The sequence below is a fragment of the Dyadobacter soli genome (genome assembly GCF_900101885.1).
GTDB lineage: Bacteria > Bacteroidota > Bacteroidia > Cytophagales > Spirosomataceae > Dyadobacter > Dyadobacter soli.
The window spans coordinates 47,383-63,578 of record NZ_FNAN01000010.1 but is presented as its reverse complement, the minus strand read 5'-3'; the positions used below and the strand labels follow the sequence as shown (position 1 = coordinate 63,578).

The following is a 16,196-nucleotide window of genomic DNA, read 5'->3' as shown; positions in this document are numbered from 1 at the left end:
CGCTTGTTCTAAACCTTAAAAACCTTAATGAAAATGATCAGAAAGCTACTTTTCCTTCCCGCATTGCTATTTTGCATAACCGCTTCCTGGGCGCAACAATCGAACGATTCGAAGAAAACACTCAACATTATCGTATTCGGTGCCCACCCCGACGACTGCGACCTGGGTGCCGGGGGCGTGGCCTCCATTTACGCTTCCATGGGCCACAAAGTGAAATTCGTTTCGCTTACGAATGGCGACAAAGGCCACCAGGACATCGGCGGCGGAGAATTGGCTAATCGCCGTTACAAGGAAGCACAGGAAGCTGCACGCCGCTGGGGAATCCAATACGACATTCTCGACAACCACGACGGCGAGCTCTTCCCTACCCTCGAAAACCGCCTGGCCGTGATACGTAAAATCCGTGAATGGAATGCGGACGTAGTCATTGCCCCGCGCACGAACGATTACCACCCCGATCACCGCAACACGGGCGTGGTCGTGCAAGATGCTGCATATCTGGTCATTGTGCCCAATATTTTAAGCAGCGTTCCTCCGCTCACCAAAAACCCGGTATTCCTCTATTTCCGCGACCGTTTCCAAAGACCCAACCCATTCCGCCCCGATATTGCGATCGATCTCACCGAAACCCTTGCTAAAAAAGTGGATGGACTGGACGCACACGTTTCCCAATTTTATGAGTGGCTCCCTTGGACAAATGGCGATCTTGCTAATGTTCCCAAAGATGTCGCGGAACGCAAAAAATGGCTCTTCACATCCATGGAAAGACGCTCATCAGTAACCCCGGAAATCAAGGCATCCCTCGACAAATGGTACGGTGCGGAGAAATCAGAAAAGGTGAAATATGTGGAAGTTTTCGAGATCACAGAATATGGAAAACAGCCCTCTGCCGAGGAGGTGAGACGGCTGTTTCCGATGCTGCCGCGATAGGAATTTTGAATGATTGAATGATGGAATGATTGAATAGTATCCAGAGAAAAATTATTCAATCATTCAATCATTCGGTCATTCAATCATTATAATTTTTCCGAGAACTCGTTCAGGCAACAAGTAACCGACACTCACAAATCCGTTTACTCTTACTACGATAACCTGTCCTTGAAACTTTCGTAGCCGTACGAGCGTACGAGTCGAAATTCCTGGTCAGTTTTCCATATCCCGATGGAAGGTAAATTAACACCGTTAAATGTTGTAGTCTTCACCATGGTATAGTGGATCATATCCTCAAATATGATTTTATCCCCAATTTCGAGCGGCTTGTCGAACGAGTAGTCGCCCATGTAGTCGCCTGCGAGGCAGGTCATTCCACCTAGTCTGTACGTCGGTTTTCCTGCGACCGGCTCCTGGTGCGCGCCACGTATCGCAGGCTTGTAAGGCATCTCCAGGGTGTCGGGCATATGGGCGGCGAAAGAGGTGTCCAGAATGGCTACGTCGATGCCCTGGCTGTCGAGCACATCCAGTACTGTCGTGTACAGAATTCCGGTGCGCCAGGCGATGGCTGAGCCGGGTTCCAGGATCACTTCCAGATTGTACTTTTCCTTTATAGTACTAACTAATTTTATTAGCTTACTAATATCATATCCTTCCCTTGTCATCAGGTGACCGCCGCCCATATTGAGCCACTTGGCCTGATGCAGTAAATCGCCGAACCTTTTTTCCAATGCCGCGAGTGTGCGCTCCAAAGTGTCGCTGCCATTTTCGCAGAGCGTATGAAAGTGAATGCCGTCGATCCCTGCGGGAAGCTCGTCGGGTAGCTTATCGCGCGTAACGCCCAGGCGCGAGCCGGGTACGCAAGGGTTATACATGTCCGTGGCCACCTCCGAGTATTGCGGGTTCACGCGGATACCGCACGAAAGCGTCTTATCAGGATTCGCTGCCTTGTAGGCCTCTACCCTGCCCTGGAACCGCTCCCACTGGCTCAGCGAATTGAAGGTAATATGACTGCTGCGCTGCATGATCTCCTCAAACTCATTGTCGAGATACGCAGGCATGTAGGTATGCGACTGGTAACCCATGAAATCGTTGATCAGCTTCACCTCGTTCAACGAACTGGCGGTGGCGCCGGAAAGGTATTCCTTCACGATCGGGAAGGCGCTGTACATCGAAAAACCCTTCAATGCGAGGATAATCTGGCATCCCGCCGCTTGCTGCACCGAGTCGATGAGTTCGAGGTTTTTGCGGAGCAATTCCTCTTCCAATACGAAACACGGGGACGGAATTTCTTTAAAATCGATAGCCATTTGCTATAAATGAGTGTTTTTAGAATCTTCTTGCATGCAATGATTGCATAATTTTGTACACAAAACTATAAGTTTGAGTTTCCAAATCATGACCATTTTTCACACAGCCCCGCTAATCCGCCTATGTCCTTCCTTGTTTTAGATATCGAAATGACCGGGCCGGAACCGGGTTGGAACGAGATTATCCAGATCGGTGCGGAGTTTTTCGACGACAACTGGCGCTCGCTGGGAACCTATCTGCAAAATGTCTATCCCGAAAACGAAGAAGCATTTTCCGTCAAATCGGAAGAAGTACACGGCCTCTCGCTCGACGACCTCGAAGATGCGCCGATGATTTACGACGTGCTGCCCGAATTTGAGAAATGGATCAAAAAACTCAACGCCGGCAAACCCAGCCTCGCGAATGTGATCATTTGCGGCCAGAGCGTGATCAACGATATCAACTTCCTCCGTTTCGCTTACCGCAATGAGAAAATGAAGTGGGGCTTCTCCAACAAGCAGCTCGACCTCCACACTGTTTCCTATTTGTTTTTCCAGATCCTCGAAAAAAACGGCAAACAGGTCCCGCGTTCGCTAAGCCTGGGCTCTGTCGCGAGCTATTTCGGGTTCGAGCGGGAAGAGGAAACGCATAACGCATTGGAAGACGCGCGCCTTACCGCCAAATGCTTTAAAGAATTTTTCAAGCTCATCGACCAGGTCAAACTTGTATGATCGACTATAACCCCAAGGAGTGGTTCCGCTACATTTTCTATTTCCAGAAGGCCGACACCGTGCGCAAGCTCGCGCCTATGATCCTTATCATGGCGGCCTATTCCAGCGCGATCGCCTACATTATTATTATACATTTAAAAATCACCGAGAACAACGACCTGAAAAACATCTCGCTGATGCACTCGCTGCTCGGTTTCGTGATTTCGATGTTGCTCGTGTTCCGCACCAACACCGCCTACGACCGCTGGTGGGAAGGCCGCAAACAATGGGGCTCGCTGGTGAACAACAGCCGTAACCTTGCATTGAAACTGGCTGCATTGATCGGCCCGGAATATGCCGTGGAGCGAAAATTCTTTGCGAAGATGATCCCCAACTATGCTTTTGCATTGAAAAACCATTTGCGCAACCGCTTCATTTCGGAGGAATTCGAGGATACTGAGCTCTACCAGAGATCCGCATTGATCACGACCGATCACGTTCCGAACCAGATCGCGGCTGCCGTGTTTGCCAAAGTAATCGAGCTGCAAAAAAAGGGCGCTTTGCTCCCCGAGCATGCCATCATGCTCAATCACGAGCTCGAAAGTTTTACCAATATTTGCGGCGCCTGCGAGCGGATCAAGAACACGCCTATCCCGCTGTCTTACAGCTCTTTTATTAAGAAATTCATCTTTATTTATTGCCTTACACTGCCCATCGGGTACGTGTTCAGCCTGCATTTCCTCGTCATACCTTTCGTGATGTTCGTGTTTTACATTCTGGCAAGTCTCGAAGTGATCGCGGAAGAAATTGAGGACCCTTTCGGCGAGGATAGCAACGATTTGCCGATGGAACGCATATGCAAGGGCATTCAAACTTCCACCCACGCATTGCTCAAATAAAACACAGAAACCAGTAAAAATTAGAAACTGGTTAGAAAGTCATTAAAATCAAAAATTTTTCCGCTGTTGCCGTCGCGTTACATTTAACATGGTTTCCTGAAACGTTTTGGTTTTTGGTACGGAACTGCTTTTTCCGCAAACCTGATTTTCGACAAATACCAAATATTCTCCCGAAACCAGCTCAAAACCACACCCAATTTTGCAAAAATGCCCGGTTTTGATACTTATTAGAGTATTTGGCTTTGGTATTTTCTGTTGTTAATTTTCATTCAACCCCTCACCATGAAGGGAAGAATAAACGATTACCGACATGAAAAAAGCCACTTTTTTAATCGCCATACTGATTGCCGGGCTGTTCACCATCACTGCCAATGCGCAGTCGATCGTTGATCCGGGCATTTCGGTTTATAACTACAAGCATCCTAACAAGGCCGCACAGGCAAAAGCTGCCGGCAAGGACCAGAATACGATACGCGTCGCGAACCTGAGGACTGTCGAACGTTTCGGCAAGTACCAGACGAAATATGCAAGCACGACGCCCAAATATGCACCGCGCCCGGCCTCGCTCGTGATCATGCGCGAATACAAGCCAGAAGGAGTGGAAATCAACCCGCTCACCTCGCCGAGAAACTACAAAACCCCCACTATCAGTGTGAACAAGGACACGGCGCAGCTGGCTGACTACTATAACACGCCGGATAAGGCCTATCCGACGCAAGATTAACCATTGTATAGTTGCTGAAAACGCCGGCTTCGATTGAGGCCGGCGTTTTTTTTTGTTTAAACCTGAAATTTTATGACGATATCAAGCGCCCGACCTATTTAATTAATTTTTAACCCCTCGGCTTTGTGCCCGATATTTGAATTTCATAATTTCAGGCCATGATACCGAATGAGACCGTAGCGCATTTTTACCAAACACACCCCGCAGCAAAAGGATTGAAAGGTCCCGACAAAACGACCGGGGATGAAGGTCATTTCAATGTATTCTCCCGGGTGTTCTGCAACAAGTACACTTCTTATGCCCGGCGGGATTTCTACAAGATCTCGCTTATCCTCGGAAAAGGGAAAATTACCTACGGCAACCAGGAGATCGAGATCAACCGCAATGCACTGGTTTTCTTCAACCGAAATGTACCGTATTCGTGGCAGGCGCTTTCGGATGAGCAATCGGGTTACTTCTGTTTGTTTACGGATCAGTTCCTGGGCACGATCAACCGTTCGGCGACGGTTGCCGACTGCCCGATTCAGCGCACCGACTCCATCCCGGTGTATTTTATCAATGCTGAACAGCAAGAGTACCTGCTCAGCATTTTCGGTAAAATGCAGACCGATATCGCGTCGGGGTACGTGCACAAGTATGACCTGATGCGCAACTACGTGAACGTGCTCGCGCACGAGGCGATGAAAATGCAGCCTTCCGAGATCAGCGACGTACATGTGAATGGTTCTGCGAAGCTTTCCCACCAATTCCAGGACCTGCTCGAACGCCAGTTTCCGATCGAATCACCGGAGCATAAGCTCCAACTGAAAACCGCCAAGGACTATGCCAACAGGCTCGGCGTACACGTGAACCACCTGAACCGGGCCTTGAAGGAAATCACCGGGAAAACTACCACCGAACACATTATCGACCGTGTGCTGGCGCAGTCCAAGGTAATGCTCAGGCATTCCAACTGGAGCATTGCCGAGATCGCGTTCTGCCTTGGTTTCGAATACCCCGCCTACTTCAATAATCTTTTCAAGAAGCAAATCGGCACCACTCCCAAATCGTACCGGGTCCTCGAACGCTAGGGATGTTTGAATTTTATAAGATATTGTTTGAAAGTAATAAACATTGCCCCGGTACGTCGGATTACCTTTGCGAAGCAACTCGACGGGCCCTGCAGCCAATCCCCACACACGCGCCCCGGTTCAGTTGCCATATAATTCTGAATGCAAATGACATCGAAGAAGTATTTCCCCTCCCTGTTTCTGACCCTCTCGCTGGTCGGAGCCGGTGAAAAACTGTGTGCCCAAACACTTACGTTACAACAGGCCGTGGAAACGGCAGTCTCCAACTACGGGAGCATTAAAGCCAAAAACAACTACCTCAGCGCCTCCAAGGCGACCGTGCTGCAAAGCAAAAAGGAGTATTTACCCAATCTCAATTTACAGGCCCAGCAGGACTATGGTACGGTGAACGGCCAGAACGGCCCGCTTTACGGCCTCGGGCTTTCGGTAGCATCGTCGGGTTTGCCCCTACCTGGCCAGAACTGGAATTCTGCGTTCGGGGCGATGTACCTGACCAACGTCAATTGGGACTTCTTTGCGTTTGGCCGCGCTCGCGAGCGTATCAACGTGGCGCAGTCGGCTGTGAACCGCGACCGGGCCGACCTTGAACAGGAACAGTTCCAGCATAGCGTGCGCGTGGCAGCTGCCTACCTGAACGTGCTAGCCGCCCAGCGCCTGATCCGTTCCTGGGAGAACAACCTGGAACGCGCCAATGCATTGAAAACGGTGGTGGTAACCCGCGCCAAAAACGGGCTGATACCCGGCGTGGATTCGTCGCTGGCCAATGCGGAAGTATCCAATGCAAAGATCAGCATTACCCAGGCCAGGGATTTTGAACAGGAGCAGGCCAACAACCTGGCCCGGCTCATGGGCATTACCGAACAACGTTTCCAGCTCGATACGATGCTGTTGACCCGCATTCCGCGCACCATCGCAGATTCTCTTAACAAGACCGGGAACCATCCGCTGTTGAAGTTTTATGCCAACCGTATTGCCGTAAGCGAGCAGCAGGCCAAATATTTTCATACCCTCGGAATGCCGACATTCTCGCTGTTCGGGGTGTTTCAGGGACGCGGAGCCGGATTCTCCTCACGCTATGCGAGCGACCAGACGGCCTATACCCAGAATTATTTCGAAGGGATCAAGCCGGTGCGGTATAACTACCTGCTCGGTGTGGGTGCCAGCTGGAATATGACGAGCATTCTACGGACCCGACAACAGGTAATGTCGCAAAAGTTTGTTTCCAATGCATTGAAAGAAGAATACGACCTGGCCGACCAGCAGCTTAAAAACCAGCTCATTCTTTCGGAAACGAAGATCACAAACGCCATTGCCAATTATCGTGAGGCGCCTGTGCAGGTACAATCGGCTTCCGACGCCTATTTGCAGAAGAGTGTTTTGTATAAAAACGGCCTGAGCAATATCGTGGACATGACGCAGGCACTCTACGTCCTGAACCGGGCCGAAACCAGCCGCGACATCGCCGCAACGAACATCTGGCAGGCGATACTGCTCAAAGCTGCGGCCGCAGGCGATATCGGTATTTTTCTGAATCAGTAGCGTTACAACTTACATTTTCGTAACATGGATTTAATACGTTTTGCATTACGTAAACCGATCACCATCATGGTGATAGTGGCCGGTTTATTCTTTTTCGGTATCGATGCGGTGCGGAAGATCAAGGTCGATATTTTCCCGAAACTGGATTTGCCGGTGATGTACATTGCCCACCCGTTCGGGGGATATACGCCCGACCAGATGGAGACCTTCTTCGCCAAACAATATATCAACATCCTTTTATACGTAAACGGTGTTAAAAGCATTGAAACCAAGAACATCCAGGGCCTCACCCTGATGAAGGTGAACTTCTACCCCGGCACCAATATGGCACAGGCATCGGCGGAGCTTAGTGCATTCACCAACCGTGCGCAGGCCATTTTCCCGCCGGGCTCCAACCCGCCGTTCATTATCCGCTTCGATGCTTCGACGTTGCCCGTGGGCCAGCTGGTACTGAGCTCCGACAAACGGAGCAACAACGAACTGCTCGACCTCGCGAACGTGTATGTGCGGTCGACATTTACCTCGATCCCCGGTCTGGTTTCGGCCCCTCCTTTTGGCGGTAACATTCGTACGATCGTCGTGAAGGCCGATCCGGAACTCCTGCGCGCCCATAACCTTACGCCCGACCAGCTCGTGGAAGCATTGCGGCTTAATAACCAGACGGCGCCTTCGGGGAATGTGCGCATTGGCGATAAGAATTACATTACCCCTACCAACACGACGGTCCGCAATGTGAAGGACTTCGAGAATATCCCGCTTTTCAAGGGCGGCGTGCAAAATCTCTACCTTCGCGATGTGGCTACCGTGGAAGACGGCGCCGACATTACCACAGGTTACGGCCTGGTAAATGGCAAGCGTTCCGTATATCTGAGCATTGCCAAAGGAGCCGACGCCTCTACCTGGGAGGTGGTTCAAAACCTGAAAAAGGCCCTTCCACGCATTCAGAATGCATTGCCGGAAGATGTGAAGGTGAGTTACGAGTTCGACCAGTCGACCTATGTAATGAACTCCGTGAAAAGCTTGCTTACGGAAGGGGCCATCGGCGCCATCCTCACAGGCTTGATGGTACTCCTTTTCCTCGGCGACCCGCGCGGTGCGTTGATCGTGATCCTGACCATCCCTACTTCCATTATCTCCGGCGTTTTGTTCCTGAACCTGTTCGGACAAACGATCAACATCATGACATTGAGCGGATTAGCACTCGCTATCGGTATCCTGGTAGATGAAAGTACTGTGACGATCGAGAACATTCACCAGCATTTCGACATGGGCAAGCCCAAGGCCCTCGCCATCTGGGATGCCTGTAAGGAAATCGCATTTCCCAAGTTGCTGATCCTCTTTTGTATCCTCGCCGTATTCGCCCCTGCATTTACGATGGGCGGCATTCCAGGCTCGCTGTTCCTGCCGCTGGCATTGGCGATCGGTTTCAGTATGATCGTTTCCTATTTCCTGGCGCAGACATTCGTGCCGGTGATGGCCAACTGGATCATGAAAGTGAAGCACCACAAAAAAGCCGACGGCTCGGAAATGACCGATGCCGAAGAGTTTGCAGCCTCGGGCCTCAGCAAAGATCCCGATGCCCAAAAAGAAGCATTGATCCACCGGGCCGATGCCGACCAGAATGGCAAAATCAGCGCATTCGAGCGGATACGGGCACGTTTTATGCGCTTTATCAATCGGGTAATGCCTTACCGCAAACCCATAGTGGCTGCCTACCTGATCATCACCACGGCATTGGCCGCATTCTTGTTGAACAGCATTGGAAAGGATGTTTTGCCCAAAGTAAACGGCAGCCAATTCCAGGTGCGCCTGCGTGCTCCCGAAGGAACGCGTATGGAGCGGACGGAGGAAAAAACGTTGAAAACAATTGAAATCATCAAGAAACTCGTCGGTCCTGAGAATGTGTCGGTGACTTCCGCTTACGTCGGTCAGCACCCCGGTTTGTTCTCGGTAAGCCCTATTTACCTGTTCATGGCAGGCCCGCACGAGGCGGCATTGCAGGTAGGTTTGCATGAAGGGTTTCATGCCAATCTGGATGAACTGAAAGAAAAGATCCGCAAGGAAATGAAACTGGCAATGCCGGACGTAACGCCATCATTTGAACCGATTGAATTGACCGATAAAATCCTCAGCCAGGGCTCTCCTACTCCTATCGAAGTACGGATGTCGGGGCGTGATAAGAAGCTGAACGAGCAATATGCGCAAAAGGTTATAGCTAAATTGAAAGAAATCAGCTACCTGCGCGACATCCAGCTCGGGCAATCCACCAAATACCCGGCGATTAAAATCGAAGTAGACCGTATTCGGGCAGCGCAATTGGGCGTGGATATGAATGATGTTTCGAGATCGCTGATCGCTTCGACTTCCTCGTCGCGATACACGGACAAGAATATCTGGGTCGATGAAAAAGGCGGTTTCAGCTACGCGGTGCAGGTACAAGTACCGGAAAGCAAAATGAACAGCATCCAGGAAATGGGTGAAATTCCATTGCTCAGAAACAACAACCGCCCCGTGCTGAGCGACGTTGCCACCATTACGCCCGACACAACTTACGGCGAAAACGACAACCTCGGCGCCATGCCCGTGCTATCAGTAACCGCCAACCTGAACAATACCGACCTCGGGGTAGCACAAGCCGACGTGCGTAAAGCATTGGCTTCCCTCGGCGAACTGCCGCGCGGGCTTACCGTAGAGCTTGTGGGTCTGAGCCAGACATTGACCGACACCCTCGACAGCCTTCAAAATGGCTTGGTGGTCGCCATCATCGTAATATTCCTGATGCTTGCAGCCAACTTCCAATCGTTTAAAGTATCAGCGATTGTACTGGCTACGGTACCCGCGGTGATCCTCGGCTCCCTCGCATTGCTGATGATGACGGGTTCCACATTGAACCTTCAAAGCTACATGGGCATTATCATGTCCGTGGGGGTATCGATCTCCAATGCCGTGCTTTTGATAACAAATGCCGAACAACTGCGCAGGCACAGCGGCAATGCCATTGAAGCTGCCAAAGAATCGGCTGGTTTGCGGCTTCGCCCTATCGTGATGACCGCCGTAGCGATGGTGGTGGGGATGATCCCGATGGCGAGCGGGCTTGGCGAAGCGGGTGACCAGTCGTCGCCGCTGGGCCGCGCGGTGATCGGCGGGCTGATCGCCTCCACATTTGCGGCATTGTTCATTCTCCCGCTTGTATTTGCATGGGGACAAGGCAAGGCATCGACGCAAAGCGTATCCCTCGACCCTGAGGATGAAGAAAGCAAGTTTTATATTCCAATGACCCGTTAATCACAACATCGAACCTATCCGACTATGAGACATATTCATCAAATCGCCATGACCGTACTCGTTGCAGGTGCAGCGACGGTCCTGCAAAGCTGCGGTTCGTCACGGGCCGAAGAAGAAGAAGGCAAAAAAGCGGCAGCCGAAAGCAGCGCGCATGTGGTAGACGCATTCCCTCTTAAAAAAGAGCAACTCGTATCGAACATTCAGATCCCCGGTGAACTGATTGCGTTCCAGCATGTGGATATTTATGCCAAAGTGAGCAGTTTTGTCAAGAAACTTCACGTGGACGTGGGTACCGAGGTACGCGAAGGCCAGCTGCTGGCCACAATGGAGGCGCCCGAGCTCACCTCCCAGCTCGTAACGAGCGAATCGCGGTTGAAATCTTTCGAAGCCATTTACCAGGCCAGCAAAGCCAATTACGACCGTTTGCTCGAAACCAGCAAAACGCCAGGCACCGTTTCGCAAAACGACCTGGACGTAGCATTAGCCAAACAGCGCTCCGACCTCGCCCAGCTCGACGCGGCGCGCTCGGCCAGCCGCGAAATCACGGACACCCGCAATTACCTCGAAATACGCGCACCATTCAGCGGCATTATCTCTGCGCGTAATGTGAGTACGGGCGCATACGTGGGCCCGTCGGGCAAAGGATCGGAGTTCCCGCTCTTTACATTGGTGGAGCAACGCAAGCTGCGTCTGGTGGTGAGTGTACCGGAGCAATATACCAGCTACCTCAAAAACCAGAGCCAGGTAACATTCAAGGTGAAGTCGCTGCCTAACCAGCAGTTCCCGGCCAAGGTAACCCGCCTTGCGGGTGCGCTGGACGCGCGTTTGCGCTCGCAACGCACGGAAATGGATGTAGTTAACACTGATAGAAAACTTTTACCCGGTATGATCGCCGAAGTTTCGATCCCACTGGCCGGTGATGCCAGCACATTCGCCGTTCCAAGAACAGCGGTACTGAACTCTACACAAGGCACTTACGTGATTAAGGTAGTGGATAAACGGGCGGTTTGGGTACCGGTAAAAACGGGCAGCAGCAGTACCGAAAAAACCGAAATTTTCGGCGATGTGAAAGAAGGTGATGTGCTGGTGAAAGTCGCCAATGAAGAAATACGCGACAATTCGGATTTGAAGAATGTGAAACAGGAAACGATCTAGGGCTTTCAGCGCATCGCGGTTTTGCCCTCTTTCAATACAATTCTTAGTTTAAAACCTGCAAGATCGGTCTTTACCTCACGGCAAAGGCCGTTTTTGTAGGAATAAACCCCTTCCTTCCCGTCCGGCAGCGTTACACCGTATTTGCCCTCAGAAAGCTTGCGGATGTTGCACATTTTGCCATAACGTTCGGAATACACCTCCGTAATGTTGATGGGTTCCTTATAATAAAGGCTGGTAATGGTGCTGCTAATGGGCTTGTTCACCAGAACATTGGGTTTGTCCTCCACATCCTCGCCGGAGAACAGCACTTCATAAAGCGTTTTGGAGCTGGTTTTGGTGAGCGTTTTCTCTTTGAGATCGCCGTTGACGTGGTGCGCGCAGGTAGCGGAGACGAGTTTCCCCTGAATATAATTGGTTTGTGTCGAGTAGGAACCTTTGTAAAACATCACTTTGAAATCCGACTCGATACGGTGTGTCTCGGTATCCTCTGCGCCTTTCTCATCGAATACTTTCAAAGATCCAATGGTGCGGCCCGCTACGATCACATCGTATACATTCTGCCCGCTGGCAGCTGAAATAGCGAGCATTAAACACCCGATCACTGCAAATCCCGATACACGCATCTTTCCTTTTGTTTTGTTTCCCAATCGTTTGCAATCCCTTAATAACTTCATTATTTCCGTTCCTATTGCCCTTGATCAAAGATTATCAAGATGTTAACTTAACAGAATGCATTCGAAGAGTGATGACCGTTTAGGAAAAAGGGGGATTAAATGCCACACCAGTTACTGAACGGCACCCAATCCCCCTCCGTGCTTAGAACCGCCCGAGTTTCAAGGTCAGATTGTACGAGACATTACTCAAATCACTGTCGGTAAGGCCATTGCCTTTTGCATTAAATGCTTTACGGTACGATACGCCCGGACTGAACCGCATCCATTTCAACAGGTTGAATTCCACCTGCACGCCGGGTTCCATCACGAAAAAGCAATTAGGGTCTCTGTCGTCGTCGTGGCGGTCATCCCAATCGTCCCAGTCCCAGTCGTCGAAATCGCGACGGTCGTATTGCATTGTAAATCCCGCGCCCGTCAGCAAATTGGCTGTGAAATGCACCTTACGCGTCGACGCGAACACATATTCCGTCATTAACCCGAACTGGCCGTACTGATAAGTCATCTTACGGGCCGGGAAATTCTGTTCCAATGCAGGCACGGGTATGTAGTTGGTCGTTGCAGAAGCCCCAATTCCCACCAAGAAGCGCTGGTTAATGTACCAGCCGCCGTACAACTCGGCCATATTCGCGTAATCGCCATTGATTTTCGTGAATTTATTGGAAATGGCCGCGTAGCCTCCCGAGCGATAAATTCCCCGGCTTTGAAATAGCGTTTGGTTATCCTGCGCAAAGGTGCTTACGGTGGCACCGAGGCCGAGCATGAAGATGAGTGATAAAAGAGTCCTTTTCATGATTGCTAAGTTGTTTCTTCCGAGACAACCGGCCCCATCGATCCCCCTATGCGCTCTTCATTTTTTCTCAAAACATTATTTTGCCAACGAAAAATCGAGCTGCTGGATCAATGCAGGGTTTTCGGGCGAAAGCGTGAAAAACACGCGGATGTTTCCGGAACTGCATTTCAGCATAAATGTGCCTCTGAGTTGATTTTCAGCCACCATTTCGGTTGAACCGGTCATGGTACCCGCTTTGGCGAGCAATGCATCCAACTCTTTGCGGCGGTGCGGTACGGAGCGGTCGGGAAAGAAATTTTCCGCGAAAATACCGCTTTGCTCCGCATTCAGCCAGGTGGGCAGCAGCTTTACAAGTTGTTCTTTTCGTTGTTTCAAAATGTTCGAAACGGAGACCGGCACCGGTTTCAGCCCGGCTAATGCAATGATCGTGTCCAGCACAGCGGTGTTAATGGTCGCCATGCCCGCGTACGTACGGTTCGCGTGGGCGATGATGCCGATGCCATACTCCGGAAATATCTGCCATTGGCTGCCAAAACCCGGCAACCCGCCCGTGTGACCGATGCCCGTCCTGCCCTCGCAGTCCCTGCTCCACCGCAGCCCGTACCCGTAAGCGGAAACCATCGCGCAGGGGCGTCCGTTCGGGTATTTATAGGAGGCATTGAGGCTGCTGAAATTCCAGGGCATTTGCATTTCCCGCACATCGCTGCGCAGTACCGGGCCGGTTTCAGCCCCGGAAGAAGGCGGCCAGGCCGACAAATGGAAGGCTGCATATTTACTGAAATCGTCGATGGAAGTAATGAGCCCTCCCATGGCACCATAGGTCCCGTCGTGTTCCAGCTCCTCTTCCTTCCAGATGTCGTCTTCGTAGCGGTAACCGTGCGCCAGCAGATTTTTGGGTGCCTCGGTGTATTCCCAGATGGTACTGGTCATATCCAGTGGTTTGAAAATCACTTCATTAATGTATTGCTGATACGGCTTGCCCGACACGTTGGTGATGATCTTCCCCAGCATGGCAAAGCCCAGGTTGGCATATTCGTAAGTCACACCCGGCACATTGGAAAAGGAAATGCCTTTGGAAATCAATGTGATCAGGTCTTCGTCTTTGGTATCGAGCTGGCGGTCGCCCCACGGATTATCCTCCGGAAAGCCGGCCATGTGTGTGAGAAGATGCCGAATGGTAATTGAGGGCGCATCTTTGGTAAGCGACGGCATATTTTTCAATTCCGGAATATAGAGGTAGGCCGGGTCATCGAGTTTCAGCTTCCCCTCCTTCCGCAATGCGAGAATGCCCATGGCCGTCACACTTTTCGACATAGAGGCAATGCGGAAAAGCGATTTCGGGCTTGCTTTCGTGGAAGTAGCAATCTCAGAAAAGCCATTACCGCCGGACAGCAGCAGCTTCCCATCCACCACCAGCCCGAATGCCAGACCTGGGAAATGGTTTTTCTCTGAATAATCTTGGTACATCCGTTCCATCACCGGTAAGGTCGCTTTGATCTTTTCCAGCCGCTCCGGCGAGCCCGCTTGTGACCAGGCTTGAAGGGTGAGTAAACTTAAGAATGTGGTAAAAATGATGCGCATTGTTGATGCAGGGGTTGGTTAGGGAAACGGTGAATTTAAAAAACGCAGGTCGTTTTGCCTACTTTTTTCCTGATAACTGCCCTATTATCAGCCGGTAAATAATTCAAGTCGCTCGATTCTTAGATTAGTACAATACATACTTTTTTATATCATCAAAAAAGTACAATTCGATTGAATCTAATGATTGTCAAATGCGTTAATTTTGCAGTACTAAGGATTGAAAACTATTCAGAATGCAATTTTCAAGTCACTTGGCCAAATCCAGAGAAAATTAAAAAAATTATATAAAAGACCTAAGAATCACACCACTCATGAATTATTCAATATTCGCCCCTTCCGATTCCAGAAAATATTTAAGATGGGCCGTCGCAGCTTTCTTCTTCGTGCAAGGCCTGAGCTTCGCCGCCTGGGCGAGCCGGATCCCGGACATTAAAAACATGCTGCACCTGACAGAAGGCGGCCTTGGTACCGTGCTCCTGGCACTTCCGCTCGGTTTAATGGCGAGCTTGCCCATTTCCGGCTGGATGGTAACGCATTACGGCAGCAAGAAAATGGTGCTGATCGGCGCCGTTCTGTATGCTATTACACTGACATTCATCGGTTTCGTAACCCGCACCGAGCAACTCGTAATCGCCTTGTTCGCATTCGGGCTTTGGGGTAACCTTACGAACATTGCGGTAAACACCCAGGCTGTGGCGGTGGAGCAAGTCTACGGAAAATCGATTATGGCCTCATTTCACGGCTTGTGGAGCCTTGCGGGCTTTGTGAGCGCAATGATCGGCTCGCTGTTCATTTCGGTACACATTCCTCCTCATATTCACTTCATCGTCATTGCGTTACTGGCTTTCGCCGTTATTTTCACGGCCTACAAGCACACGATGCCGGATACGGAAAAAGACTCGGACGAAGCACAGCCGATGTTCGTCAAGCCCGACCGCGACCTGCTTACACTCGGCCTGATCGGGTTCTGTGCGATGGTCTGCGAAGGTGCGATGTTCGATTGGAGCGGCGTTTATTTCCAGGAAGCGGTTCACGTGCCGTCTTCGATGACTACCCTCGGCTACGTGGCATTTATGGGCACCATGACAGGCGGCCGTTTCGCCGGCGACTGGCTTGCCAACCGCCTCGGACGTCGTAAAATGCTGCAATTGAGCGGTGCATTGATGGGTAGCGGACTTGCCATCGCGGTTGCATTCCCCTACCTTATTACTGCAACAATCGGTTTTCTGCTGGTAGGTTTCGGTGTATCATCGGTTGTTCCGCTGGTTTACAGCGCTACCGGCAAATCTAAAACCATGTCGGCAGGAATGGCGCTGGCGGCGGTTTCATCCATCAGCTTCATCGGCTTCCTCATCGGCCCGCCGTTGATCGGTATCGTTGCGCAATTTGCCAACCTCCGCTGGTCGTTCGCGATCGTAGGCGTACTGGCAACGCTGACGGCCTATCTGTCAACCAAAGCCCGTTTGATCGACTAAGACATACTGGTACATATTTTTCACTCCTGGGAGAGGATAGCGGCGACGTTATCCTCTTTTTATTTTTCAAAGCT

Annotated in this window: 13 protein-coding genes; 9 read left to right on the top strand and 4 right to left on the bottom strand. The window is 50.9% G+C overall.

Translation table 11 applies throughout. The annotated features are described in order from the left end of the window. Window positions 1-33 precede the first annotated feature (33 nt). Window positions 34-930, top strand: coding sequence for a PIG-L deacetylase family protein (locus BLQ88_RS17305; protein ID WP_090153151.1), 897 nt, complete (start codon window positions 34-36; stop codon window positions 928-930). A 152-nt stretch (window positions 931-1,082) separates the two neighbouring features. Here BLQ88_RS17305 and nspC read toward each other — a convergent pair whose 3' ends face one another. Further along, window positions 1,083-2,240: a carboxynorspermidine decarboxylase gene (gene nspC / locus BLQ88_RS17300; protein ID WP_090152601.1), complete on the bottom strand. Its 1,158-nt coding sequence runs from the start codon at window positions 2,238-2,240 to the stop codon at window positions 1,083-1,085. 123 nt (window positions 2,241-2,363) lie between these two features. Here nspC and BLQ88_RS17295 point away from each other — a divergent pair, with 123 nt between their 5' ends. The 7 genes from BLQ88_RS17295 to BLQ88_RS17265 all read left to right on the top strand — a co-directional run bounded on the left by BLQ88_RS17295 (window position 2,364) and on the right by BLQ88_RS17265 (window position 11,602). Beyond that, window positions 2,364-2,951, top strand: coding sequence for a 3'-5' exonuclease (locus BLQ88_RS17295; RefSeq protein ID WP_090152599.1), 588 nt, complete (start codon window positions 2,364-2,366; stop codon window positions 2,949-2,951). Beyond that, a complete protein-coding gene (locus BLQ88_RS17290; RefSeq protein WP_090152596.1) occupies window positions 2,948-3,829 on the top strand; it encodes a bestrophin family protein in 882 nt (293 codons plus the stop codon). Before BLQ88_RS17295 ends, BLQ88_RS17290 begins: the two co-directional genes overlap by 4 nt. 310 nt (window positions 3,830-4,139) lie before the next feature. Beyond that, window positions 4,140-4,553: a hypothetical protein gene (locus tag BLQ88_RS17285; RefSeq protein ID WP_090152594.1), complete on the top strand. Its 414-nt coding sequence runs from the start codon at window positions 4,140-4,142 to the stop codon at window positions 4,551-4,553. Between the two features lie 158 nt (window positions 4,554-4,711). Further along, complete coding sequence (locus BLQ88_RS17280) at window positions 4,712-5,623, top strand: helix-turn-helix domain-containing protein (RefSeq protein ID WP_090152591.1); 912 nt, start codon at window positions 4,712-4,714, stop codon at window positions 5,621-5,623. A gap of 147 nt (window positions 5,624-5,770) precedes the next feature. Beyond that, window positions 5,771-7,162, top strand: a complete 1,392-nt coding sequence (locus BLQ88_RS17275; protein ID WP_229212724.1) for a TolC family protein — start codon at window positions 5,771-5,773, stop codon at window positions 7,160-7,162. A gap of 24 nt (window positions 7,163-7,186) precedes the next feature. Beyond that, window positions 7,187-10,447, top strand: coding sequence for an efflux RND transporter permease subunit (locus BLQ88_RS17270; RefSeq protein WP_090152585.1), 3,261 nt, complete (start codon window positions 7,187-7,189; stop codon window positions 10,445-10,447). Between the two features lie 24 nt (window positions 10,448-10,471). Continuing rightward, window positions 10,472-11,602 carry an efflux RND transporter periplasmic adaptor subunit gene (locus BLQ88_RS17265; RefSeq protein ID WP_090152582.1) on the top strand — a complete coding sequence of 377 codons (1,131 nt, stop codon included), beginning with the start codon at window positions 10,472-10,474 and terminating at the stop codon, window positions 11,600-11,602. Between the two features lie 5 nt (window positions 11,603-11,607). Here BLQ88_RS17265 and BLQ88_RS17260 read toward each other — a convergent pair whose 3' ends face one another. From BLQ88_RS17260 to BLQ88_RS17250, 3 genes are all read right to left on the bottom strand, one after another. After that, window positions 11,608-12,225, bottom strand: a complete 618-nt coding sequence (locus BLQ88_RS17260; RefSeq protein WP_090152580.1) for a DUF6134 family protein — start codon at window positions 12,223-12,225, stop codon at window positions 11,608-11,610. A gap of 193 nt (window positions 12,226-12,418) precedes the next feature. Then, window positions 12,419-13,066: a hypothetical protein gene (locus tag BLQ88_RS17255; protein ID WP_090152577.1), complete on the bottom strand. Its 648-nt coding sequence runs from the start codon at window positions 13,064-13,066 to the stop codon at window positions 12,419-12,421. A gap of 75 nt (window positions 13,067-13,141) precedes the next feature. Further along, the gene (locus BLQ88_RS17250; protein ID WP_090152574.1) at window positions 13,142-14,647 is read right to left on the bottom strand and encodes a serine hydrolase domain-containing protein; all 1,506 of its coding nucleotides are present in this window, start codon (window positions 14,645-14,647) and stop codon (window positions 13,142-13,144) included. Between the two features lie 311 nt (window positions 14,648-14,958). Here BLQ88_RS17250 and BLQ88_RS17245 point away from each other — a divergent pair, with 311 nt between their 5' ends. Beyond that, a complete protein-coding gene (locus BLQ88_RS17245; protein WP_090152571.1) occupies window positions 14,959-16,122 on the top strand; it encodes an MFS transporter in 1,164 nt (387 codons plus the stop codon). Window positions 16,123-16,196: the final 74 nt, after the last annotated feature.

Excerpts from the sequence above, each read along its gene's own strand:
- BLQ88_RS17280 (WP_090152591.1), top strand. The coding sequence starts at position 4,712 with ATGATACCGAATGAGACCGTAGCGCATTTTTACCAAACACACCCCGCA.
- BLQ88_RS17295 (WP_090152599.1), top strand. The coding sequence starts at position 2,364 with ATGTCCTTCCTTGTTTTAGATATCGAAATGACCGGGCCGGAACCGGGT.
- BLQ88_RS17265 (WP_090152582.1), top strand. The coding sequence starts at position 10,472 with ATGAGACATATTCATCAAATCGCCATGACCGTACTCGTTGCAGGTGCA.
- BLQ88_RS17275 (WP_229212724.1), top strand. The coding sequence starts at position 5,771 with ATGACATCGAAGAAGTATTTCCCCTCCCTGTTTCTGACCCTCTCGCTG.
- BLQ88_RS17260 (WP_090152580.1), bottom strand. The coding sequence starts at position 12,225 with ATGCGTGTATCGGGATTTGCAGTGATCGGGTGTTTAATGCTCGCTATT.
- BLQ88_RS17290 (WP_090152596.1), top strand. The coding sequence starts at position 2,948 with ATGATCGACTATAACCCCAAGGAGTGGTTCCGCTACATTTTCTATTTC.
- BLQ88_RS17305 (WP_090153151.1), top strand. The coding sequence starts at position 34 with ATGATCAGAAAGCTACTTTTCCTTCCCGCATTGCTATTTTGCATAACC.
- BLQ88_RS17250 (WP_090152574.1), bottom strand. The coding sequence starts at position 14,647 with ATGCGCATCATTTTTACCACATTCTTAAGTTTACTCACCCTTCAAGCC.
- BLQ88_RS17255 (WP_090152577.1), bottom strand. The coding sequence starts at position 13,066 with ATGAAAAGGACTCTTTTATCACTCATCTTCATGCTCGGCCTCGGTGCC.
- BLQ88_RS17270 (WP_090152585.1), top strand. The coding sequence starts at position 7,187 with ATGGATTTAATACGTTTTGCATTACGTAAACCGATCACCATCATGGTG.
- BLQ88_RS17245 (WP_090152571.1), top strand. The coding sequence starts at position 14,959 with ATGAATTATTCAATATTCGCCCCTTCCGATTCCAGAAAATATTTAAGA.
- BLQ88_RS17285 (WP_090152594.1), top strand. The coding sequence starts at position 4,140 with ATGAAAAAAGCCACTTTTTTAATCGCCATACTGATTGCCGGGCTGTTC.
- nspC (WP_090152601.1), bottom strand. The coding sequence starts at position 2,240 with ATGGCTATCGATTTTAAAGAAATTCCGTCCCCGTGTTTCGTATTGGAA.